Origin of the sequence: Segetibacter sp. 3557_3 (genome assembly GCF_004354985.1) — a bacterium.
In the GTDB taxonomy this organism is placed as follows: Bacteria; Bacteroidota; Bacteroidia; order Chitinophagales; family Chitinophagaceae; genus Segetibacter.
On sequence record NZ_SMSK01000001.1, the window covers coordinates 212,235 to 236,056 of the forward strand.

Here is a 23,822-nt window from a genome sequence, read left to right on the forward strand (position 1 = left end):
CATTGAATGGCGATAACTATTGTACCTGGAAAGCGCCGGTGGTTTATTGTTGCAATCATATTTGTTGCAATTGTATTTAACTACCTCGACCGGCAGATTGTATCAATCTTAAAGCCGGTGCTCAAGGGAGAGTTTAACCTTGGTGATGATGGCTATGCTGTAATCATCAACCTGTTCACCATTTGCTATGCCGTTATGTACCCGGTTAGCGGGTGGCTGGTCGACAGGTTTGGCGCAAAGCGGATCATGTTTTTTGGTATTATCGGCTGGTCCCTTGCCTGTATCGGTGGTGGTATCTCCAGGACCGTTGGGCAGTTTGGCTTTTTTAGGGCGATGCTCGGCCTTGCTGAACCAACCAATTTTCCGGCTCAGCTAAAGGTTATCACCATCTGGTTTCCGGGAAAATTACGGGCTACTGCAAACAGCCTTTGCGTTGCAGGTAGCTCTATCGGTGCGATCATAGCACCACCGCTGGTGGCTTGGCTGGCGATTAGGTATAATTGGCACACCGTGTTTTATGTTTCAGGTGCCATCGGGTTATTCATTGCAATCAGCTGGTGGCTCATTTACCGCGATCCACCTAAAGAGATCATAGCAGAAGCCGTGGGTACCGCTCAGATCAGGGATACCCGGCAGTTTAGATGGGGGCAGCTTTGGCGAACCAGGACGTTGTGGGGTATCCTGTTGATTCGCTTTATCAGCGATCCGGTGTGGTACTTCTGTTTGTTCTGGTTACCCGGTTACCTGCAGGAAGCGTCAGGACTTACCCTTGCACAGGTGGGCATGGTTGGATGGATACCTTTCCTGGTAGCTGATCTCGGCAGTATCAGTACTTCCGCCTGGTCCGACAGGATGGTAAAAAATGGGATGCAGCCATTAGCCGCGCGTAAAAAAATGCTTACTACCATAGGCTTTTTTGCCCCGCTTTGTGCGCTTACCCCATACCTGCCAAATGCCGTGTTTACGCTTGCCATATTTAGCATTGTTGCCATTGCCGCCTTGTCGTGGCTGTTCACCATTAGCGTAGTTATCGCCGAGGCATTCCCGGTTAACAATGCGGCCAGCGTACTTGGTATAGCGGGTGGATTTGGGGCAGCAGGTGCGGTACTATTTAATTACTTTATCGGCCAGTTTATCGGTACCCTGGGAGCTGAAAAAATATTTATTGCTATGGCGCTCCTTCATCCAATCGCCATCCTGATTTTATGGATCATGGTAAGAAAGGAGCGTCCTGCAAATGCAACATCTGACACCATTACCTTAACTAAAACATATGCAGAACAATAATTCATTTGGCTATATCACAGAACCGGAAAAGCAAGTGCCGGTTCGAAAACAAGTTGACATATTGGTTGTTGGGGGCGGACCCTCAGGCATCATTGCCGCACAGGCGGCAGCGGAGGATGGCCTGAATGTTATGCTGATCGAGAGCCGCTCATTTGTTGGTGGCAACCTCACGATTGGCTTACCCATACTTGGATTTCTCGGGCAAAAAGGCAACCAGATCATTAAAGGCCTTCCACAGAAGTTTATCGATCGTTTAAAAGAACAAGATGCGGCAAGCGAACACCGCCCTTGTCCGCTACATATGAGCCTTACGCTGGTTGAGCAGGAGGCTGTAAAGGCGGTTGCTTTAAGTATGCTGGTAGAAGCTGGGGTGGAGGTGCTATTCTATGTTTTTTGCGCGGGTGTAGTAATGCATGGCGATGACTTGCAAGGCGTCATCATCGAAAGTAAAGCGGGACGCGAAGTGATTCTTGCAAAAGTTGTCATAGACTGCACAGGCGACGCCGATGTAGCCTACCGTGCCGGTGTGCCTTGCGAAAAAGGCAATGAAAACGGCGGCATGCAACCTCCAACCCTTATGTTTTGTCTGGGCGGGGTGGATACCGACAAACTCAGGCTCAGTATCGCCGAGGAACCAAGGACCTACCTAACCGACTTTATACCGGCAGAATATTTTGGCCAAAATCACCAGTATGTATTAGTGGGCCTCCGCAATCATATTCAACATGCACAGGAGGATGGACTCAAGCTGCCAACAGAAAGAACCATCCTGATTACGGGGTTGCGTAAAGGTGAGATGTGGGTGAACATGACCCGTGTAAACGGGGTAGATGGAACAGATCCGGGAAGTTTATCGTATGGTGAAATTGAGGGCCGCCGCCAAATAGAAGACATCCAGAAGTACCTCGTCAACTACGTTCCAGGGTTCGAAAATGCATTTTTTACAAAGACGGCGCCTTTCCTGGGCATACGCGAAACCAGGCGAATAGTCGGGCAATACGTGATGACCCAGGAAGACGTTTTGGGTTGCGCGCATTTCCCCGATGCGGTTGCCGTAGCAAGTTACCCGCTGGATATACACCATCCCGTTGGCGGCGGTTGTACGCTCACCTGGTGCGGCGATTGTTACGACATTCCGTACCGATCATTCCTGCCGCAAAGGGTAAATAACTTATTGGTGGCTGGTCGTTGCATCTCCACCACTCACGAAGCTATGTCGGCCATACGAGTGATGGCGCCCTGTATGGCCATGGGCGAAGCTGCAGGCAGGGCAGCAAAGCTGGCGGTACGTAAAGGCATACGGGTGGCTGATGTCGATGTAAGTGAATTGCAACAGGAACTCCTGGATAGCGGAGCTTACCTGCGTACGCCAGATGCTAAGGAAACCATGCAGGAGCTATCTGCCGGCGCTGCTTACTAAACCTGGTGTCTTTACAACATGGTGTTGGCGAATTTGGCGCAACGAACTAATACGAGCATAGCCATTTGCATTATATTTTTTGGGGACGAACTGAAGTATATTCTTCAACATCGTTGTGTCACTCACTTGTACGGTAACGCTTTATTCATCAAGGTTGACGAACATGAATATGCGATAACGGGTCTATATTGATCGCTTAGTTAAGGTTTTATATATTTTCGTTACCACCTTTTATGAAAAGCTTCGTAGCGAAATTGTTGTAAGATGGAGTGCCACCTGTCCAAACGCAGTTCATCCGGGTTGCAGCGATGCTGCCCCATGTTTCGTTTCATCACCTAGAGTTCATCATTCATAGTTCAATGTAGTTTACTTAAGCATCAGATAAAAAAAAGCCGAATAGAATAGCTGCAAGTACAAGTGAGTGACACAACGATGCTCAATAGTTTTCCGAACGCCGGCTTCCAAAAAAAGTTCTTAAGTCAACGACATTGATTCATCGTTCATCATTCATAGTTCAACATCATAGTTCATCCTTTATCGTTCATCCACTCATGAAGTATTTCTTCCTTTCCTTCTTTTCAATAATCATTACAACGGTGTTCGGACAAACCTTGCCTTCAATAGAACAGGGCCGGGTTCAGCTACCAAACGGATGGCGGTTAACACCGGTTGGTAAAAGCCTGCCATTGGGCGATCTTCCACTAAACATGGCGGTGAGCCCATCCGGTCAATACGTAGCCATCACCAACAATGGGCGTGGCGCACAAAGCATTCAGCTGTTCGATGCAAAGAGCCGGCGGGAACTTGACTCGGTTCCTGTGGACAGGGCGTGGTATGGACTTGCTTTCGGCAGCAATGATCAGTTTCTCTATGCTTCAGGTGGCAACAACAACATCATCCTGAAATATTCGATCACTAATCGTAAACTAAAACTTATAGACAGCCTTGTATTGGGCACCCGCTGGCCAACCCGGATTTCGCCCGGCGGCATCGCCATCAATGAAAAGGCAAACATGCTTTATGTTGTAACAAAAGAGAACAACAGCCTTTATATTCTGGACCTGAAATCGAAGCAGGTAGTTGAACGTTTCGACCTGCCTGGTGAAGCTTATACCTGTGTATTTGATGCAAATAAAAACCTGCTTTACATCAGTTGCTGGGGTTGCGATAAGGTTTTGCAATTTGATGTGCTTGCAAAAAGGTTTACGCGAGAAATTGGGGTAGGCGATAATCCAAACGAGATGGTACTGTCGAAAAATGGACGGTACCTGTATGTATGCAATGCTAACGATAATACCGTATCGCTGATCGACCTGGAAAAAGGTGCCGTTATCGAAACCCTGAATACCGCGCTGTTTGCTGATGCACCAGCGGGCTCTACGCCAAACGGTCTTGCCCTGAGTGCAAATGAAGAATACCTGTACATCGCTAATGCCGATAACAATTGCCTTTCCGTATTTGAAGTGGAACACCCTGGAAAAAGTGTCTCGAAAGGTTTTATTCCAACGGGCTGGTATCCTACAAACGTAAAAGTCATCAATAAGCAGATATGGGTAACCAATGGTAAGGGGCTAACCTCATTGCCCAACCCGCGGGGACCTAATCCCGCGCAAAGAAAAACAGTGGTAACAATATCCGGTGAAGGGGAAGATGAGTCGGACGAGGTACAACATATTTCCGCCCTTTTTAAAGGCAGCCTCAGCATTATTCCGCAGCCGGCAGCCCCGCAATTAGCTATATACTCAAAAGCGGTTTATAACAATACGCCATACAACAAGAAAATCCGGGAAACAGCCGAAGGTAAAGCCGGCAATCCTGTACCCACACGCGCCGGTGGCAAGTCGCCAATCAAATATGTGTTTTACGTGATCAAAGAAAACCGGACCTACGACCAGGTTTTGGGCGATATGAAAGAAGGTAATGGTGATACTTCGCTCGTGCTTTTTGGTGAGCGAATTACCCCTAACCAACACCAGCTCGCCAGGGACTTTGTGTTGCTCGACAACTTCTTTGTTGATGCAGAAGTAAGTGTTGACGGGCATAGCTGGACCATGGGCGCATATGCCACAGACTTTATCGAAAAACACTGGCCTGCACAATACAGTAACAGGGGTGGAGTATCGCCGGCTGCCGGCAAAAGGGCCATCGCAAACAACAAAACGTATATCTGGAACCTTTGTAAAGATGCCGGTCTTTCTTATCGCACCTATGGCGAGTTTTCAACCGGCACCCGGGCACATCTTCCAGTCCTTAACAATCATGTGTGTCCTTACTTCAAAGAGTTCGATATGACAGTGCCCGATACAACACGCTTTTCTCAATGGAAACGTGACTTCGACTCCTTGTTAGCCCTTAATGCGGTGCCCCGCTTTAGCAGCATCCGTATGGGTAATGATCATACGGAAGGACTTAAGCTAAACCGGCCAACACCGTTTGCACACGTTGCAGATAATGACCTTGCAGTGGGTTTATTTATTGAACACCTTAGCAAAAGCCCCATATGGAACGAGACTGCAGTTTTCATAATTGAAGATGATGCACAGAATGGAGCTGATCATGTTGATGCGCACAGGAGTACTGCTTACCTGGCCGGTGGCTTTGTTAAAAGAGGAATGGTTGATCATACCCCCTACACCACGTCTTCCATGCTACGTACGATAGAGCTCATTCTTGGCTTGCCGCCCATGAGTCAATACGATGCTGCTGCCACCCCGATGTGGCGGTGCTTCGATACCATATCGCGCCCGTATAACATGGTGGTAAAAACCCCTGCAGTTAACCTGAAAGAAACCAACAAAGCAAGAAACGCCTGGCAGCGCAGAAGTGAATTATTCGACCTGGCGAAAGAAGACTCCGAACCTGATGTTGAATTTAACGAGGTGCTCTGGTATGGAATCAAGGGTCCGTCTATTCCTTTCCCTGGACCCAAACGTGCGGCGTTTTTGAAAGTGGTTGAAGCAGACGATGATGATGATTAGTTAGCCTGTAGTTGAATTAACCAATCAGTTTTGCGTGGTCCGGCTGAACCATCTGTAAAGCCCTTGTTGCGCCGCTTATCGGCTGCTTACTGTCCTGCTCGCGTGATCGGCGGGCTTACAGCATATTAATCGTTCTATCAGGTAAACATCTCTTAAGCGACAAGAACAGAAGTGCTATTGATTAAGGCTATGTGCATATTCAACAGAGACACCAGGATATTAGTTGGAGTGCTTGACTCTCTATATGGTTATTGATACTCTTCATATTGTATGAGCTTTCCTTCTGTTTAAAAATGTTTATTTTATTTAAAAAATTGTTTCAAAACTTTCTTTTACTTCTAAAAACAATTTATAATTGTACTGTGGACGCATGGTATTCACAGGCGCCTTTTATCCTGGTTACCTCCTTACAACGATTGTTTCCTTCATCTTACCAAAACAAAGCCATATGAAAAAACTTAACGGTTGCTCCAATGAACGAGTTGCCCTTTTTTCAAATCTGCTTTTTTTCCATCAACCTGTTGCCCTGTCGCTGCAGAACCGTCACCAACAAATTGGTCATCAGCCAGCCGAAACGATTCCTCACCATACAAAGGTGAGCCTTCATGTCAGGTTGCGAATTTGTGTTGTTCTAACAGCATTGCTGCTTGCGGCGAATTCCGGCTTTTCCCAGGGTACGGATGCTTCAATAACCGGGCTTGTAAAAGAGGCCGACGGTAGCTACTTACAGGGTGCAACGGTGTTGGTCAGAAACGAGTCGACAGGTTTTAACACTCGCACCATTACGACGGGTAAAGGCGAGTATTCTTTTCGCCAGCTTCCACTCGGCGGACCTTATACCATCACCGTAACCTATGTCAACTATCAATCGCAGAAGCGGACAGGTTATACCTTGAACTTTGGTGACAAGCTCACCATCGACATTGATTTATCAAAGTCTGCCGGCATACTGCAGGAAGTGGTGGTAACTGATAGGGGCGGGTACAAGAAGGAAATTCAGAAAGCCGGCGCCGCCACGTCAATTACAGCCGGGCAAATTAAAACCCTGCCTAATGAAGGCCGGAACTTTACAAGGCTAAACAGCTTGTCGCCACTGCAGGGTGCAACCGACTTTAGCTTAGGCGGACAACGGCAAACTGGAACCAACATTACCATTGATGGCATGAATGCCAAAAATCAATGGACCAACGGCACGGTAGCAGAAGGACCCTATGCCATTTCACTGGAGGCCATCCGTGAATACAAGATTGTCACAAATGCTTACGACGTCTCGCAGGGTCGTCAATCGGGTGGATCAATAAACGCTGTTACAAAAAGCGGTACAAACAACTTTGAAGGCTCAGCCTTTATGTATTTCCGTAATAATGCATTGTCGAGTTCTTATGATATCAGGGGAGTGAAACGCGAGCAGGATTTTAGTAATTACCAGACAGGCTTTAGTCTTGGTGGACCGATCATCAAAGACAAGCTCCACTTTTTTATTGCCTACGATCGCCAGGATGCCGCACAACCATTGGTTATTGCCGACATAAAAAACGCGGACGATGAAGCAAGGTTAGGCATCAGGAAAGACACCCTCGATAAATTGCTTAAAATAGCTTCCGAGCTCTATGGTGTCAAGGGTCAGCAGGTTGGTCAGTTTGACCGCAAGACCACCACGAATACGGCTTTTCTCAGGCTCGACTGGCAACTGAACAGGAAGCACAAATTAACGTTGAGAAGCAATACCACCCATTTCCTTTCGCCTTATAACGACGGCGACAACTCGAATATCAACCTGTTGGAGTCGTACAACAATTTCAAAGATGTTTCAACCAGTATCATGTTGGGACTTCGCTCGTCGATATCTCCAAAACTGACCAATGAATTAAATGTTCAATACCTGTACTCGTATAAACCTAAAACACCGCAGGACCCCATTCCTTACCAGAATATTCCACGTGCCATCATCAACGTAACCTCTCCGTTTCCAACCACTACCAATCCAAATGCAACACAAACCCGGACAGTGCAGTTTGGCGGTCAACGCTTTTCCCCGGAGTCAAACCTGATGAAACAGTTGCACCTGTCCAATACCGCTTACTGGAACACCGACAAAGTAAATTTCACCTTTGGCACCGATAACATGGTCACCTATATGGATACCTACTTATCTAGTGAACAGAATGGCCGGTTTTTCTTTAATAACCTCTCCGACCTTGCCGCACTGAAGGCATACCGGTACGCACGTGAAGTTCCCCTGCAAGGCGCGCCTACCGTTCAGCAAACCATTCTCGACCTGGCGGTATTTGCCCAGGCGAATATGCGTCCCTTGGATAACCTTGAGCTTGAATTGGGCGTGCGCTACGATGCTACAGCCTTTCTTACCGCCGGGGATTACAATCCGGTTGTTGATAAAACGCTCGGCGTAAGAACCGATGTAAAACCGCACGACTGGAATAACATTCAGCCACGTTTCCAGGCTACATGGGATATCGATGGGAAACGCAAAAACATACTTAAAATCGGAGGCGGCATTTTTGCGGCACAACCGCACTATTATGCAATGGTCAATAATATCCAGAACAGTGGTACCAAGGTGGGGTCGATCGACGTTACCGGTGACCTGGTTCCGAGACCAGATTTTGCCGCATACCGGAAGGATGTCAGCTCCATACCGGGCATACCACAAGGCGTGAAATACGTTTCCACCATTAACGCGGTTAGCAAAGACTTCGAGGTTCCTTCAACCTTTAAAGCAAACATTAACTTCAATCATTTCTTTAGCGAAAGGTTTAGGGTAGGATTAAATGCCATCTACTCGCATACCTGGAAGAACTATGTTTATGTAGACCGCAACCTGGTGGACGATCCATATTTTCGTATTGAGGCGGAAGACAACCGCGGGGTATTTGTACCTGCAGCAAAAATTAACTCGAAAGGGCTTGTTGACTGGCAGGACTCCAGGAAGACAACAGAGGTTGGGCGCGTGCTGGAACTAATATCTCCGGGCGAGGGTAATCAACTGACCTGGGTGGTGGATGCAAGCGTGCGTGTAGGAAACGATGGCTACGTAAATACCAGCTATACTTACAACACCACTAAGGATAACTCTACTTATAATTGTTGCGTAGCCAATACCTCAACCGGCTTACCTGTGAAGGATGATCCCAGAAAATTAAACTACTCGTATGCCGATGTAAACTTCCGGGACAAGCTTGTACTAAACGGGGCAACACCATCCTGGAAAGGCTTTCAGCTGGGCGCAACCCTCATCGGCATTGGTGGCACACGCTACTCCTTCCTCGTTGGCGGCGGCACCAGTTTGAACGGCGACTTTGTCTTGAACAATGACCTTGCTTATGTTTATGACCCTAATGATCCGGCCACACCAGATGCTATCAAAAAGGGTATAGCGGACTTGTTGAGTAATCCCGCTACCGACAAAAGTGTAAAAGATTACATCAATAGGAGTTTAGGCAAGATCGCTGAACGCAATGGAGGTGTTAACCCATTTTATACAACGCTGGATGTAAGGTTAATTAAAGCGATCAAAACACTCAAAAGCCAACGAATAGAGTTGTCTGCCGACATCTTTAACTTTATAAACCTCTTTGATAAAGAGAAAGGGAGAAACAACAATCGCGGTAATACCAACCTGCTTAATATTAATGGCTTTAACCAGGCAACCCGGCAATACCAATATGCGGTGCAGAATATTAGTGCGCAACAAATCGGTGGAACCCCATGGAGAATTCAACTGGGCATTCGCTATTCATTCCAATAGCCGGATGTAAACCAAAAACCTTTCTTGAGTAAGACCTGAAGATATATTTCTCGTCCTCGTTTCTGATCATCACAACATTAATGAAATGCACAATACAAGCACAACAGAAAACGGGCTCCTTGACCGTGTCGGGATCCCCAAATCATTAGGGTGGGGGTACCTCGGAATCCTCATATTTATGATGGGGGATGGGGTTGAACAGGGATGGCTGAGTCCTTATTTATTGGAGAAGGGAATGAGCATTCAACAATCTGCCTTGCTGTTTACGGTTTATGGGATTACAATCGCTGTTTCGTCGTGGTTCTCGGGGGTACTGGCCGAAGGTTATGGCCCAAAGAAAACTATGCTCGTCGGTTTGCTACTTTATATTATTGGAACCTGTGGCTTCGTTGGCTATGGATTGGAGGATCAGAACTACAGCATCATGCTAATCACCTATGCAATCCGTGGTTTTGGTTACCCTCTGTTTGCTTATTCATTCCTGGTGTGGATTACTTATCGAAGTCCTCACAATAAATTGGGCAGGGCGGTAGGTTGGTTTTGGTTTGTATTTACCGGTGGGCTGAATGTATTTGGTGCTTATTATTCAAGTTGGGCAATTCAACACCTCGGCTATTTAAATACGCTTTGGAGTTCTATTTTCTGGGTGTTGGTGGGTGCGTTTTTTGCGCTTATACTTAACAAGGACAAGTTTGTTTCGCAGCATAAAGGCGAAGCTGGAAGCAAGGCGCAGGAGCTGGTAAAGGGTCTGACGATTGTAAAAGAAGAACCTAAAGTTTTGCTTGGTGGAATAGTTCGGATCATTAACACGACGGCCCAGTTTGCTTTCCCCGTGTTTTTGCCTACGTATATGTCGCAATTCGGATTTTCTACGATCGAATGGCTGACCATTTGGGGAACCATCTTCACCAGCAATATCGTATTCAACCTCATCTTCGGTTTCGTTGGGGATTTTGTCGGCTGGCGTAATACCGTAATGTGGTTTGGTGGTGTGGGCTGTGCAATTACCACATTATTGTTTTTCTATTCGCCACAGCTGTTTGGTGCAAGTTACTGGATGGTATTGTTCTGTGGGGTTCTGTGGGGTGCGGCGCTTGCCGGCTATGTTCCGCTGACTGCCCTTGTGCCATCCCTTGTTAAAAAAGATAAAGGCGCTGCAATGGCGATATTAAACCTGGGCGCGGGTTTGCCGGTATTTGTCGGTCCGGCGATTGTTGGACTTTTTATCGGATCAGCCGGCGACGAGGGAGTGATCTGGATCTTAGCGGTGATGTATGTGATCAGCGCAATTTTAACGAAGTTTATCACCCTGCCTGAAAATGCAAGAACAACAAGTCATATGCGGCAGGATGTGGTTGTCGAACAAGTGGCAAGTTAATACACCTGATTGCGGGTAAGGGTTTGCTGCTATTGAGATTACAACAGGAACTATTCGCTTGCCGGATTGCAAAACAATTTTCTTAATCCTGCCGATGCGGCGAAGGCTTCGTGTAATCATTGGTAGTTCAATGGCAACATCGATAAGGAAGGTATCACCAGGGACCTGGAAGCATTTCGGCGAAGGGGAATGGGCAGTGTTTCCTGGTGAGCAGTGCCGGAGGCTTGGGCGGATCACTACCATTTCGCAAAGTGCCAGGTTCTTATCTCCGGAATGGATTGAACTGTTGAAATACTCCATGAAGGAGGCTTACAAGCTTAATCTCGAATTTGGTTTTAACCTGTGCGCAGGATAGGCAATGGATGGCAAAACACTTTGTGATCGCAAAAAAGCACACGGAAACCCGCGGATCAGTGACGTAAATACAATACCAATAGTTAACAGCAAAACAAGTGTTATGAAGATACTAATAACGGCACCTTACACCAGCCAGGCTCAACAGCAACTAAGCGATGCCATCGGTGAGATTGTTTACAGGCCATGGAAAGAAAATGGTCGTGCATATAGCGAGTCTGAATTGATGGGGTTGTTAACTGAAACCGGGGCAGAAGCATTAATTACCGAGCACGACCAGGTAACAGAAAAGGTAATTGCGTTGTTTCCCGACCTGCATTTTATAGGGGTTTGCCGTGGTACCCCCTCAAACGTTGCAATACCATCAGCTACACGTGCAGGCATACCCGTGTTCTACACCCCGGCACGTAATGCACAGGCTGTCGCCGAAATGTTTATCGCAAACGTGATCACATTTTTGCGCAATACGCTTCCCGGTATAGAATGGCTTAAAGGAGGAAACTGGGGTGAAGGAGCACATACATCTTACCTGCAGTTTAAAGGTAATGAGCTCGCAGGAAAGACGATAGGTATGGTAGGATTCGGGGCGGTGGGTCAACGCATTGCAAATATGGTACGGTACTTTCCCTGTAAGATCCAGTTTTACGATCCTTATATTAAATCCTACGATCCAGGCTATCGCAAAACAACGATCGAAGATGTTTTTGAAAGCAGCGATATCGTTTCAATCCATCTGCCGGTGAATGAGGATACAAAAGGGATGATCAACCGCGAGCTGCTTGCGCGAATGAAACCGGATGCCATATTTGTGAATTCAGCAAGGGCTATCGTTGTTAACCGCGATCACCTGCTTGAGGCTTTGGAAATGAAACGTATTCGTGGTGCCGTGCTTGATGTATTTGATCATGAGCCTCCAGACGAAATTGATAATAAGATCATTCATTTGCCGAACGTACTTGCTACCCCCCACATCATGGGTGCAACGTTTGAAGTAGAAGATCATCATGCAGCTATTATGAACGAGGCCGTGTTGAATTGGTTTGTAAACGGCAATTCATCAAATGGATTACTGGTGAACAAAGAAGTATTAGCAACACACACCGAACATAAATTATAAACTATGGCAACACAAGAAGGCTACATGGTTATTGATATCGGCACGGGCAATGTTCGGGTAGCCCTGACCAGCCAGGCCGGAACGGTATTATACCTCGGTCGTGATAACCTGAGGTATGTTAACGATGATCGATATCCTGATGCCTTATATTTCGACCCTAATGAATTATGGCAACAGATCATGGTTCTTGCTGCAGATGCAATGAACCGCCATCCTGAAGTCAACATCATCGCGATAACAGCATCAAGTCAACGGGAGGGAATAGTGTTGTTAGATAGGGAGGGTAACGCTTTAATTGGGTTATCAAACCACGACCACCGGGGTCGCGAATGGGAGGACCTTGTTGAAGACAAGAACCTCGTTTACAGCCTTACGGGCCGGTATCCTACCTCGTTGTTTTCGGCGTTTAAGGTGATCGGCATAAAAAAGCGCCGCCCCGAGATTTATACCCGGTTCAACCTCATGTTGAGCATAAGCGACTGGGCCCAGTTTCAATTATCGGGTATCGCGGTTTACGAGCACTCACAAGCTTCTGAAACCCTGTTGTACGATGTTGCGAACAAACGTTGGTCAGAGCAACTTTGTTCCATTTTCGACATTGACGAAGCTGCGTTGCCACCACTTGCATTATCAGGAACAATTCTCGGCAAGGTTTTGCCAAACTATGCTGAGCAGCTGAATATTAACCCCAAAGCCGTCGTTATCGTTGGCGGTGCTGATACACAGCTTGCCATAAAAAGCACGCAACCGGCTGTTGATGATATCGTCATTGTCTCGGGCACAACTACACCCATCGCCAAAATTGTAGGCAATTATATAACAGACGAACAGCAACGTACGTGGACCAATCGTCACATTGATCGGGATCACTTTATCCTGGAAGCAAATGCAGGGGTCACCGGTTTAAATTATCAGCGGTTAAAAGAGATTTTCTACCCCAATGAAAGCTACGACGTGATTGAAAAAGAGCTCGCAGAAAGCAGCAAGTCAACTTGCGTAGCTTCCTTAGGGTCATTGGTAGCCGAAGAGAAGTCACCGCTTATAAAAGGCGGGTTCATTTTTAGTACACCGGTATCGCATGAATTAACCCGCGCAAGTTTCGTTCGGGCAACACTATGGGACATTGCCTGTTCGATCCGGGAGAATTTTCAAACCCTTTGCGCTGTTTCGGGGCATACACCCGAATTTGTCTGGGCATGTGGTGGCGGATTTCAAAGCAGCATGCTCTTACAATTTATTGCAAACCTGATTGATAAAAGAATACTCATCCGGGATGGTTTTGAGCAAGCGTCTGTAGTTGGTGGCGCACTCGTTTGCAATGAAGCATTAGGGGTACCGATGATACAGCAGAACCATATCAATGAAATCATTCCCCGGCCCAAAGGGAGTGAGCTTATCATGTACGATAAATGGAAAAGAGTGCGGGCGGACTTCCGTCAAACAACATTGGAGGAAGTACTATGAGTGCGCCCTTGTTTTTAGGTATCGACATCGGTACCCAGGGAGCACGCGTTGTGATGATCGACGTGCAGGGTAACGTGGCGGCGACTGCCGGTGAAACGTTTGCATTAAGCGAACAGTCGCGTGAAGAACAGTCACCACAGGAATGGTGGAGCATTTCTTTAAACCTTATTAAAGCTGTTGTTACCCGGGCTAAAGCTGATGTCGACCTGACAAGCCTCCGGGCGATCTCCGTTACTTCCACATCGGGTACCGTAATTCCCCTGGATGTGAATCAACAGCCCTTGCATAATGCTATCATGTATAGTGATAAGCGCTCCGAAGCACAGGGTAGCTTATGCAGGAAACTTGCAATGGAGTATGCACCGGATGGTTATACCGGCTTCAACAGTTCCAGCGGACTCTCCAAAATGGTTTGGTTTGTTGAACGTTTCCCTGGAAAAGCAATCCTTATACATCGCTGGGTACATGCAGCTGACTTCATTATTGGGAAGCTCAGCGGCAGATGGGGGATCACAGATTATACCAACGTACTAAAGTCAGGTTATGATCTCCGTAACTTATGCTGGCCGGGTTACCTGTTTCAAAAACTGCCACTGGTTCGCGCCTGGTTTCCTGAGGTTGTTGCGCCGGGAACAGTCATCGGGTATATCGACCCATCATTGGCCCATGAACTTGGGCTTACGCAGGAAATTACCGTTGTTGCCGGGATGACTGATGGTTGTGCATCGCAGATAGCCTCAGGTGCCGTTCATCCGGGAGAATGGAATACGACCATCGGAACCACCCTCGTTATTAAAGGAGTTACCAGGGAAGAAATTAAAGATCCGCAGGATCGTATCTATAGTCATCGTCATCCCGAGGGATTTTGGATGCCCGGAGGTGCCGGCAACATCGGGGCGGACTGGGTTACAAGCAAGTTCGGTGAGGATCTTAGCAACCTGACCAAAGAGGCGTTGCAACTAATTCCAACCGGGCATTTTGCCTACCCCTTACAACAGCAGGGCGAGCGCTTTCCTTTTGTTGCACCACACGCAAGGGGGTTTGCCCCCACCGGGCTATCTAAGGCTGCATTGTTTGCCGCCAATATGGAAGGGGTAGCCTACGTGGAGCGATTGGCATTTGAAACGATACAAGGGCTTACCGGTGAAAAAATTAACCGGGTCTTTACGGCAGGTGGAGCCAGTAACAACGATACCTGGCTTAAAATCCGAAGCAACATCCTGAACCAGCCGCTCATTAAAATGCGCCATGTAACCGGCGCAGCCGGTGCTGCAATACTTGCTGCATCTAAAACCCATTTTCCATCTATTTTCGAGGCTGTAAAAGCAATGACGCAGGTTGAAACTCAAGTTCAACCCGAACCGAAACTCGCTGCTGTTTACGAACGATACTATCAAACATTTGTTGAAATTTTACAAGAAAAAGGTTTTACAAAAGCCATGTCGATCAACTAAGATTTTTTTGGACCAGGCGTCCCGATTGCTATTTGGGCATCGTTGCCCGCCTGGATGAACCCCGCCAGAATGAATTCTTTCGGGCCGGCGGTTCGGACGGGGTGTGGCACTCTTGTACTGTCATTATTTTACTCACCATTCCTGGAGATATTGCTTTAGCAGGCTTCATGGATTAAGTATAAACTTTATGCTGGATGTTTACTTATTACGCCACGGACAAACAAGTTGGAACGCTGCCGGCAACAGGTATTGCGGCCGCACGGATATTCCACTAACAGAGAAAGGAATCAACCAGGCTGAACTGGTGAGGTCTCAGTTGGAAGGAATTGAATTCAATGCCGTGTATTCATCACCACTGCAGCGCGCATACAAGACCGCTGAGATAGCATGCGGAGGGAAAAAAGTGATCATAGACGAACGCCTTATCGAAGTAGATTTCGGTGGTTGGGAGGGAAAAACCAGGGCTGAATTCATTGAGGAAGATCCTGGTTTGTGGAATAACTGGGATGCCGACCCAACGGATGTGAAAGCCGGCGGTACAGGTGAAACAGCACGTGATCTCACCAACCGGGTTGATGATTTTTTTCATTCCGTTTTACAGCAGCATAAAACAGGAAGTATTATGGTTGTTGCGCACAATGGTGTCAACCGCTTATACCTGGCCCACAAACTTGGTATGCCCATGAAACATTACCGTAAACTTGTACAGGAAAACTCAACCGTGAGCATGTTCCAGTTGGATGAAGACGCAGAACTTACACTTGTTCATCTGAATAGTAAATTGAAGTAACACCAATAACCCTCAATCAGAGAAACTGATGAAGCACCTAATTAAACGCGCGAAAAGATCATTGTTGTTGTTTGCATTTTCTGTATTAGCATACGAGGGCGGAATAGGGCAACAGCATACAATCAATACACTTAAAATCAATAGCAGCAAAGAACTGCTGGATTTTTTCAGGTATACCGGCAATGACGTACCACTGGTTAGCGGACATCGTGGTGGTACCACAAAAGGATTTCCGGAAAATTGTATCCCAACCTTTGAGAACACACTTCGTTACACCCCGGCTTTTTTTGAAATTGATCCACGGTTAACTAAAGATAGTGTGATCGTGTTGCTGCATGATGCCACCCTTGATCGTACTACCAATGGTAAGGGCAAGCTTGCTGATTATACCTATGAACAACTAAAACAGTTCAGGTTAAAGGATCCGCAGGGTAATGTCAGTGAATTTAAAATTCCTACCCTGGACGAAGTAATTGTTTGGAGTAAGGGGAAAACGATCATTAATCTTGATAAGAAAGATGTTCCTCTTGAAATGACATCAGCAAAATTAAAACAGCATAAAGCCGAAGCCCATGTAATGCTTACCGTGCACAATGCTAAAGAAGCCAAATACTACATTACCAATAATCCCAACGTGATGTTTTCGGCTTTTGTACTTACAAAGGCAGCCTTTGACGAATACGAAAAAGAAGGAATACCCTGGTCGCACGTGATGGCTTATGTTGGACCGACAAATAAACCGGAAAACAAGCTATTGTACGACCTGTTGCACGCCAAAGGAGTGATGTGTATGATATCTGCTGCACCATCTTACGACAAGCTGCCTGATCCACAAGCCCGCAAAAAAGCCTATGCTGATATTATTCAGCAAGGTGCAAATGTGGTTGAGTCAGATTTGCCAATCGAGGCAGGCGAGGCCGTGCAGGCCCTGACACCAAAACAAAGTCCGAAAAACAAGTACTTTGTAACAAAGAAGTCCAGCTAGCCGGCCTTAGTTTTGCCGGGTATTTCATCTGGTTTCAGTACTAACTTTTAGCAAATGCATCAACTCAAATGGTTTTGTTACGTGTGCTTAGCCTTATGTACATGTGGCATATTGGCTCATTGTAAATCAGTACGGAAGATGACAACCACTGAGACTTTACAACCCGGGTTTCTCCAGATCGGACACCGGGGTACAAGGGGATTGATGCCTGAAAATACAATCCCTTCCATGCAGAAGGCAATTGAGCTTGGTGCAAACGTTATCGAGCTCGACGTACATGTATCCAAAGACAACAAACTGATTGTTTACCACGACGAGTCTTTTAACCCGGATTATACGACAATGCCAGGCGGGGGTGAAATACCAAAACAAGACCGGCAGAAGTATACGTTTTACCAGATGAACTACGATGTGATCCGGAAATTTGATGTTGGTTCGAAGCCTTACCCTGCTTATCCGCAACAACAACGGATGGCTATTTATGCGCCGTTATTATCAGAACTGATTGACTCAGTTGAAGCGTTTACGAAATCACGGAGTTTAAAGCCGGTTTATTACCTCGTAGAAGTAAAATCAAAAGAGAAGACAGATGGGGTAGAGCAGCCTGCACCTGAGACCTATATGAAGCTAATGATGGATGTGCTTGATCCGTACCAGCTTGGCGAACGACTTATTGTGCAGTCTTTCGACATGCGCCCGCTGCAGGTTTTACACCGCACCCATCCTCGCCTGACCCTTGGGTTTTTAACAGGGGAAAAGGCACTTACGTTTGAGCAAAACCTGGCAGGTCTGGGCTTCACGCCGGAATATTATAATCCACACTATTCACTGGTAGACGCAGCACTCATTGCAAAGGCGCATGTAAAAGGCATAAAGGTCACCCCATGGACGGTGAATGACTTGCCGGAAATGAAGCGCCTGAAGTCACTCAAAGTCGACGGCATTATCACCGATTATCCAAATTTGTTCAAAGACCTCCACTAGCCCCGCCCGGGTAGCCCGTGCAGGTGTTGTCACCTACACATTCCCCGCCGTGTAGGTATCTTCCGCCGGTGCAGGTGTTGACACCTGCAACTTGTCATCCCGCCCGTGCAGGTATTGTCACCTACACATTCCGCCTTTGCAGGGTTGTCGCCCCCGCCTTTGCAGGTGTTGTCACCTGCAACTTGTCATCCCGCCCGTGTAGGTGTTGTCACCTACACATTCTCCGCCCGTGCAGGTGTTGTCACCTGCAACTTGTCACCTGCACAATCCTTGCCTGCCGGCATCTTCAGATCAGAACATTTGTTATTATTGTAACTGGTCGGTGGTCTAAAAACACCCAAAAATTATGGTGATAAAGCGTGTGGTTGCAGGGCTGTTTAGTTTATCCGTATTGGGATGCGAGGGGATTGTTCAAAACGAAAATGGAAATAAGCCTGCAATAGCTGAAACGATACTGGATAGCATTCCCTCCAAAATGGTGTGGATACCAGGGGGGACTTTCGCAATGGGCTCAACGGATCCGCTATTCCCCGACGCGCAACCGCTACACAGGGTGAGCTTGTCGGGCTTTTTCATGGATGAACACGAGGTGACCAATGCCGAGTTTGCCCGTTTCGTAAAAGCGACCAACTACATCACGGCTGCCGAACGGCAACTTAATCCCACCGATTTCCCTGGCGTAGACGCTTCGAGCCTGGTGCCAGGTTCAGCCGTATTTGTGCCGCCTGCGCAGAATGTTTCGCTTGACGAACCCTTACAATGGTGGAAGTATATTCCGGGTGCAAACTGGAAGACCCCGCTGGGGCCAGGTAGCACAGTTAACAGCCAGGCAAACGATCCTGTCGTGCATGTAGCTTACGAAGACGCACTTGCATATGCCAAATGGGCCGGCAAACGTTTGCCAACCGAAGCGGAATGGGAGTATGCTGCCCTGGGTGGGCGAACCAGGCCGTTAAAGTTTTATTGGGGTAATGAACTGAAGCCGGGCGGGAAGTTCGTGGCAAATATCTTTGAAGGGGATTTTCCAGTTACCGACACCAAAGAAGATGGCTTTGCGGGTATTGCCCCGGTCAAATCATATCCCCCAAATGCTTATGGCTTGTACGATCTCGAAGGCAATGTTTGGGAATGGTGCAACGACTATTACCGGCCCGACTATTACGAGAAAAGCCCGGTGAAAAACCCGCCAGGGCCCGCGGACAGTTTTGACCCTGACGAACCCGGGACTGTAAAGCGTGTGCAACGGGGTGGATCCTTTTTGTGCAGCGATCAATATTGTATACGATACCGAACGGGTAGCAGGGGCAAAGGGGAAGTTACCAGCGGCAGCAATAACCTGGGGTTCAGGTGTGTAAAAGACAATACGGCAAATTAACCTGGTTCGTTCATGATTAAATAATAATTGCCTCTTCCACAACAGTTCCCGCTTGCGCTTTCTTACCAGCTATCCGCCCCGCTGGAATGATTTAATTGAGTAAGCTGCCCAGCAATGCTATGCCGTACAAGAGTGCGACGCAACGGCAGTCGCCCAGCAGTGCTGCTGTTTGGTCCAAAAAATATTGCTCATCTCGGTAATCGTTAACCAGGACTAAGAACGTTGAACAGGGACGGGTCACCGGTGCAGCAAATCGGGTAATCTAACATGTCTGGACCTTCGCTAACCTGGAAGGTTAATTTACGTCTCCGGGTATTAACCTGGGATCAGCCCCTGAATGGATCTCTTAAACAATCGTGACTTCTATTCCCATACCTTCAAGGTGGTTGACATAATGTTCGGGAATGCCTTTGTCGGTGATGACCTGGTTGACCTCCTCTATCCCACAGATCCGGCCGAAACCGCGTTTGCCAAACTTTGTAGAATCGGAAAGCACGATAACTTTCTGCGATGCCTTAATCATCTGCCGGTTCAGGTGCGCTTCAACGACACTTGTTGTGGTGAGGCCATATTCGATGTCAATACCATCCACCCCCAGAAACAACTTGCTGCAAAAAAAATCGGTGAGCATATGCTGGGCATAGCTTCCGGTAATAGAAGAAGAGGTACGCCGGATAATTCCGCCAAGCTGGATGATCTCAACATTATCGTGGTGCAATAATTCAAGCGCGACGTTAAGGGCAGACGTTATGACGGTGAGCCCTTTTTCGGGGTGGATACTTTTAGCAAGTGCCAGCACGGTAGTACCCGATGCTATGATGATGGAGTCGTTTGCTTCTATGGTTTGAGCAGCAGCTTCGCCAATTTTTGTTTTCTCCGATGATTGCAGCTTTTCTTTTTCGTTCACCGGCTTATCTACGGTGTACGGATTGTTCATGCTGGCTCCGCCATGGGTACGAAAGAGGAGCTTTTTGTCTTCCAGTAATTTCAGATCCTTTCGGATGGTTACCGACGATACATTTAATTCTTTACAAAGGTCCAATACCTGGGTGTATCCTTCCTTTTGAAGCTTGCTGAGAATAAACTGGTGGCGTTCAGTAATGTTAATCATATCAGGCAGATGAGATAAAAATAGCTAAATATTTTAGACAGTGTTAGAAAACCACCCGAAATAAGATCGAGCTGGGGAAACTTTTATTTTGTTTCAGTTTGCTGCAAATAAAATTATACTTACTTTTAATTAACAAAGAAACGTGTAGAAACGAAACCAATTGAAAGTAATGTTTACCACAGCTGCCTTAGACAGGGAAAAATTTATCCGGCGCTTAAATGAGACCGATTGCTGGGATGTCGTAATTGTTGGCGGAGGCGCAACAGGTCTCGGAATTGCGGTAGACAGTGCAAGCCGAGGATATGCAACATTGCTGTTGGAACAGTCTGATTTTGCCAAAGGCACCTCCAGCAGGAGTACAAAACTGGTCCATGGCGGGGTTCGTTACCTTGCCCAGGGCGACATCCGCCTGGTTTATGCCGCCTTGCGGGAAAGGGGACTCCTACTTAAAAATGCTCCGCACCTCGTTAAACGCCAGCCATTCATCATTCCGTGTTACAGCTGGTTTTCGAAAATGAAATACCTGGTTGGTCTAAAGATGTACGACTGGCTTTCGGGTCGTTTCAGTTTTGGTAAGTCGCGTTTTCTAAATAAAAAGGAAACTCTCGCCCAGCTTCCCGGGATTAACCCTAAACACCTGACCGGAGGCATTGAATATTTTGATGGACAGTTTGATGATGCGCGGCTCGCAGTAAACCTGGCACAAACAGCCGCAGAAAATGGTGGGACCCTGCTAAACTACTTTAAGGTTACCGGCCTGTTGAAAGACAAAGAAAAAGTAAGCGGTATCCGGGCTGTGGACATCGAAACAAATAAAACCTTTACGATCAACAGTAAAGTGGTGATCAATGCAACGGGGGTATTTGTAGACGATGTACTCCAAATGGACAAGCCCGGAAGCAGGCCAATCGTTCGTCCCAGCCAGGGCGTACACGTTGTTGTTGACAAGTCGTTTTTAAATGGCAAAAGTGCCATGATGATACCAGAGACGGAAGACGGACGAGTATTGTTTGCCGTTCCATGGCATAACCACCTGTTGTTAGGTACAACAGACACCCCACTGGAAAAGCATTCAATGGAACCGGTTGCGTTAGATAAAGAAGTCAGCTTTATTTTGGAGACGGTAAAGCAGTATATGACTTCGCCACCCACCGACAAAGACGTGCTGAGCGTTTTTGCGGGGCTTAGGCCACTGGCGGCGCCAGATAAGGATACCAACAGCACCAAAGAAATATCAAGGGACCATAAGTTATTCGTTAGCGAGTCGGGACTGATTACGATAACCGGCGGAAAATGGACCACTTACCGCAAGATGGGCGAAGAAACAGTAGATAAAGCGATTACTGTTGGTTCGCTCCATGAAGTGGAATGCCGGACAAAAGACATCAGCATACATGGATGCGCAGAAAGCGATGCGGAAAATGTGTCGTCTTATTATGGTACGGATTATAAAGAAATCGAGCAGCTGATCAAAAAATCGCCCGAACTGGGCAAACGATTGGTTGCTGAACTTTCGCACACGGAAGCGGAAGTTGTTTGGGCCACGCGAAATGAAATGGCCCGCACCGTGGAAGATGTGCTTGCCAGGCGACTGCGCCTATTGTTTTTAGATGCCAAAGCTGCCATACAGGCGGCACCCCGGGTTGCTGAACTAATGTCGATGGAGCTTGGCTACGATGAGGCATGGGAGAAGCGACAGGTGCTGGAGTTTAATGCTCTAGCAGGAAATTATATACTGGCACCGTCCATTAAATTAACCAACGAGAAAATACCCGTATTTAGTGAACAGGTCGTATAAAACGATACTTTTAACCCCGCACTAACGATACCAAAACCTTAATGAGCTTGCCTAAATACATCTTATCCTTCGACCAGGGTACTACAAGTTCCCGTGCCATTATATTTAATAGATCCGGTGAAATCGTATCCGTTGCCCAACGTGAGTTTCAACAGTATTACCCCCAGCCGGGTTGGGTAGAACATGATGCAAATGAAATATGGTCGTCGCAGCTAACCGTTGCCACCGAAGCAGTGTTAAAGGCTCAAACTACCCCTGCCGACATTGCTGCAATTGGCATTACCAACCAGCGTGAAACAACCGTGGTTTGGGATAGGGAAACTGGCCGGCCTATTTATAATGCAATTGTTTGGCAGGACCGCAGAACATCGGCTTATTGCAACAGCCTCAAAGAGCAGGGACATGATAAGACCATACAGGAAAAAACCGGCCTTATTGTAGATGCCTATTTTTCAGCAACAAAAATTAAGTGGATCCTCGATGAAGTGCCCGGCGCACGTGACCGCGCCAACCAGGGGAACCTTGCTTTCGGCACCGTTGACTCCTGGCTCATTTGGAACCTGACCGGCGGAAAGGTTCACGCAACCGACGTTACCAATGCGTCGAGGACCATGATTTACAATATTCACACGCTGGCCTGGGACGACGAATTACTCGCACTTTTCGACATTCCTAAATCAATGCTGCCGGTTGTAAGTGCTTCAAGCGAGGTAATTGGTGAAACGGCGGGCCAGATACTGGCAGCCAAAATCCCGATTGCCGGAATTGCCGGAGATCAGCAAGCTGCTTTATTTGGTCAGATGTGCACCAAACCCGGCATGGTAAAAAATACGTATGGCACTGGCTGTTTCATGTTGATGAATATTGGAAACAAACCCACACTCTCGAAACACAAACTTATTACAACGATTGCCTGGAAAATAGGCGACGAGGTTCAATACGCACTTGAAGGCAGTATTTTTATTGGCGGCGCCGTAGTGCAATGGTTACGCGACGGGCTGGGCATTATATCCTCGTCTGCTGAAGTAGAGCAGCTTGCGCAGCGGGTTGAAGACAATGGCGGGGTTTACCTTGTACCCGCATTTGCAGGCCTGGGGGCACCTTACTGGAACCAGGAGGCCCGTGGCACCATGGTGGGTATAACGCGTGGTACCACTTCTGCACACATTGCCAGGGCGGCTTTGGAAAGCATTGCCCTTCAAACCATGGAAGTGTTGCAGGCAATGGAAGCAGACTCAGGCGCAGCCATACAGGAACTTCGGGTTGATGGTGGAGCGACCGTAAACAACCTGCTTATGCAAATACAGGCCGATGTGTTACAGGCCAAAGTTGTTCGTCCGGAAATAACCGAAACCACAGCTATGGGCGCAGCTTACCTCGCCGGCCTTGCTGTTGGGTATTGGAACAACATCAACGAAATTCAACAACAATGGCAGATCAACAAAACGTTTGAGCCATCGAATGCCCTTCATCAGGCCGGACTGATGAAGGGATGGAAAAAAGCTGTAAACGCTTGTGAGGCCTGGGCAAAGCTCCAGGAACCGGGAGATCTTTAAGAGTT

16 protein-coding genes are annotated in these 23,822 nt (G+C 47.3%); 15 read left to right on the forward strand and 1 reads right to left on the reverse strand.

Going from position 1 to position 23,822, the window contains the following annotated elements:
• The first annotated feature begins 6 nt into the window (after positions 1-6).
• The 13 genes from EXU57_RS00780 (at position 7) to EXU57_RS00840 (ending at position 19,352) form a co-directional block, all read left to right on the forward strand.
• Positions 7-1,287 (forward strand): MFS transporter, encoded by a 1,281-nt coding sequence (locus EXU57_RS00780; protein WP_133266260.1) that lies wholly within the window; start codon positions 7-9, stop codon positions 1,285-1,287.
• On the forward strand, positions 1,274-2,707 hold the full coding sequence (locus EXU57_RS00785; protein ID WP_133266261.1) for an FAD-dependent oxidoreductase: 1,434 nt from the start codon (positions 1,274-1,276) through the stop codon (positions 2,705-2,707). Before EXU57_RS00780 ends, EXU57_RS00785 begins: the two co-directional genes overlap by 14 nt.
• Positions 2,708-3,258: 551 nt before the next feature.
• Entirely contained in the window at positions 3,259-5,685 is a 2,427-nt protein-coding gene (locus tag EXU57_RS00790) for a bifunctional YncE family protein/alkaline phosphatase family protein (protein ID WP_133266262.1), read from the forward strand.
• Positions 5,686-6,133: 448 nt separating this feature from the next.
• Positions 6,134-9,451, forward strand: a complete 3,318-nt coding sequence (locus EXU57_RS00795) for a carboxypeptidase regulatory-like domain-containing protein (RefSeq protein WP_133266263.1) — start codon at positions 6,134-6,136, stop codon at positions 9,449-9,451.
• Positions 9,452-9,536: 85 nt separating this feature from the next.
• Positions 9,537-10,829, forward strand: a complete 1,293-nt coding sequence (locus EXU57_RS00800) for an MFS transporter (RefSeq protein WP_133266264.1) — start codon at positions 9,537-9,539, stop codon at positions 10,827-10,829.
• Between the two features lie 130 nt (positions 10,830-10,959).
• Positions 10,960-11,184 carry a hypothetical protein gene (locus tag EXU57_RS00805; protein WP_133266265.1) on the forward strand — a complete coding sequence of 75 codons (225 nt, stop codon included), beginning with the start codon at positions 10,960-10,962 and terminating at the stop codon, positions 11,182-11,184.
• A gap of 102 nt (positions 11,185-11,286) precedes the next feature.
• On the forward strand, positions 11,287-12,300 hold the full coding sequence (locus EXU57_RS00810) for a 2-hydroxyacid dehydrogenase (protein ID WP_133266266.1): 1,014 nt from the start codon (positions 11,287-11,289) through the stop codon (positions 12,298-12,300).
• 3 nt (positions 12,301-12,303) lie between these two features.
• Positions 12,304-13,764 carry an FGGY-family carbohydrate kinase gene (locus EXU57_RS00815; protein WP_133266267.1) on the forward strand — a complete coding sequence of 487 codons (1,461 nt, stop codon included), beginning with the start codon at positions 12,304-12,306 and terminating at the stop codon, positions 13,762-13,764.
• Positions 13,710-15,218: an FGGY-family carbohydrate kinase gene (locus EXU57_RS00820; protein WP_243745470.1), complete on the forward strand. Its 1,509-nt coding sequence runs from the start codon at positions 13,710-13,712 to the stop codon at positions 15,216-15,218. The genes EXU57_RS00815 and EXU57_RS00820 overlap by 55 nt, the downstream gene beginning before the upstream one ends.
• 187 nt (positions 15,219-15,405) lie before the next feature.
• Complete coding sequence (locus tag EXU57_RS00825; RefSeq protein ID WP_133266268.1) at positions 15,406-16,008, forward strand: histidine phosphatase family protein; 603 nt, start codon at positions 15,406-15,408, stop codon at positions 16,006-16,008.
• Between the two features lie 28 nt (positions 16,009-16,036).
• Positions 16,037-16,993, forward strand: coding sequence for a glycerophosphodiester phosphodiesterase family protein (locus tag EXU57_RS00830; RefSeq protein ID WP_133266269.1), 957 nt, complete (start codon positions 16,037-16,039; stop codon positions 16,991-16,993).
• 138 nt (positions 16,994-17,131) lie between these two features.
• Complete coding sequence (locus tag EXU57_RS00835; RefSeq protein WP_133266270.1) at positions 17,132-17,977, forward strand: glycerophosphodiester phosphodiesterase family protein; 846 nt, start codon at positions 17,132-17,134, stop codon at positions 17,975-17,977.
• Between the two features lie 346 nt (positions 17,978-18,323).
• The gene (locus tag EXU57_RS00840; RefSeq protein ID WP_133266271.1) at positions 18,324-19,352 is read left to right on the forward strand and encodes a formylglycine-generating enzyme family protein; all 1,029 of its coding nucleotides are present in this window, start codon (positions 18,324-18,326) and stop codon (positions 19,350-19,352) included.
• Positions 19,353-19,698: 346 nt separating this feature from the next.
• Here EXU57_RS00840 and EXU57_RS00845 read toward each other — a convergent pair whose 3' ends face one another.
• On the reverse strand, positions 19,699-20,463 hold the full coding sequence (locus tag EXU57_RS00845; RefSeq protein WP_133266272.1) for a DeoR/GlpR family DNA-binding transcription regulator: 765 nt from the start codon (positions 20,461-20,463) through the stop codon (positions 19,699-19,701).
• Positions 20,464-20,632: 169 nt separating this feature from the next.
• Here EXU57_RS00845 and EXU57_RS00850 point away from each other — a divergent pair, with 169 nt between their 5' ends.
• Together EXU57_RS00850 and glpK are read left to right on the forward strand one after the other, a co-directional pair.
• Positions 20,633-22,261 (forward strand): glycerol-3-phosphate dehydrogenase/oxidase, encoded by a 1,629-nt coding sequence (locus tag EXU57_RS00850; RefSeq protein WP_133266273.1) that lies wholly within the window; start codon positions 20,633-20,635, stop codon positions 22,259-22,261.
• 41 nt (positions 22,262-22,302) lie between these two features.
• Positions 22,303-23,817, forward strand: coding sequence for a glycerol kinase GlpK (gene glpK / locus EXU57_RS00855; protein WP_133266274.1), 1,515 nt, complete (start codon positions 22,303-22,305; stop codon positions 23,815-23,817).
• The last annotated feature ends 5 nt before the right edge of the window (positions 23,818-23,822 follow it).

What these genes read in the sequence shown, in the direction of transcription:
- EXU57_RS00795 (WP_133266263.1), top strand. Translation starts at nt 6,134, where the DNA reads ATGAAAAAACTTAACGGTTGCTCCAATGAACGAGTTGCCCTTTTTTCA.
- EXU57_RS00835 (WP_133266270.1), top strand. Translation starts at nt 17,132, where the DNA reads ATGACAACCACTGAGACTTTACAACCCGGGTTTCTCCAGATCGGACAC.
- EXU57_RS00820 (WP_243745470.1), top strand. Translation starts at nt 13,710, where the DNA reads ATGGAAAAGAGTGCGGGCGGACTTCCGTCAAACAACATTGGAGGAAGT.
- EXU57_RS00815 (WP_133266267.1), top strand. Translation starts at nt 12,304, where the DNA reads ATGGCAACACAAGAAGGCTACATGGTTATTGATATCGGCACGGGCAAT.
- EXU57_RS00810 (WP_133266266.1), top strand. Translation starts at nt 11,287, where the DNA reads ATGAAGATACTAATAACGGCACCTTACACCAGCCAGGCTCAACAGCAA.
- EXU57_RS00850 (WP_133266273.1), top strand. Translation starts at nt 20,633, where the DNA reads ATGTTTACCACAGCTGCCTTAGACAGGGAAAAATTTATCCGGCGCTTA.
- EXU57_RS00800 (WP_133266264.1), top strand. Translation starts at nt 9,537, where the DNA reads ATGCACAATACAAGCACAACAGAAAACGGGCTCCTTGACCGTGTCGGG.
- EXU57_RS00830 (WP_133266269.1), top strand. Translation starts at nt 16,037, where the DNA reads ATGAAGCACCTAATTAAACGCGCGAAAAGATCATTGTTGTTGTTTGCA.
- EXU57_RS00845 (WP_133266272.1), bottom strand. Translation starts at nt 20,463, where the DNA reads ATGATTAACATTACTGAACGCCACCAGTTTATTCTCAGCAAGCTTCAA.
- EXU57_RS00780 (WP_133266260.1), top strand. Translation starts at nt 7, where the DNA reads ATGGCGATAACTATTGTACCTGGAAAGCGCCGGTGGTTTATTGTTGCA.
- EXU57_RS00790 (WP_133266262.1), top strand. Translation starts at nt 3,259, where the DNA reads ATGAAGTATTTCTTCCTTTCCTTCTTTTCAATAATCATTACAACGGTG.
- EXU57_RS00785 (WP_133266261.1), top strand. Translation starts at nt 1,274, where the DNA reads ATGCAGAACAATAATTCATTTGGCTATATCACAGAACCGGAAAAGCAA.
- glpK (WP_133266274.1), top strand. Translation starts at nt 22,303, where the DNA reads ATGAGCTTGCCTAAATACATCTTATCCTTCGACCAGGGTACTACAAGT.
- EXU57_RS00825 (WP_133266268.1), top strand. Translation starts at nt 15,406, where the DNA reads ATGCTGGATGTTTACTTATTACGCCACGGACAAACAAGTTGGAACGCT.
- EXU57_RS00840 (WP_133266271.1), top strand. Translation starts at nt 18,324, where the DNA reads ATGGTGATAAAGCGTGTGGTTGCAGGGCTGTTTAGTTTATCCGTATTG.
- EXU57_RS00805 (WP_133266265.1), top strand. Translation starts at nt 10,960, where the DNA reads ATGGCAACATCGATAAGGAAGGTATCACCAGGGACCTGGAAGCATTTC.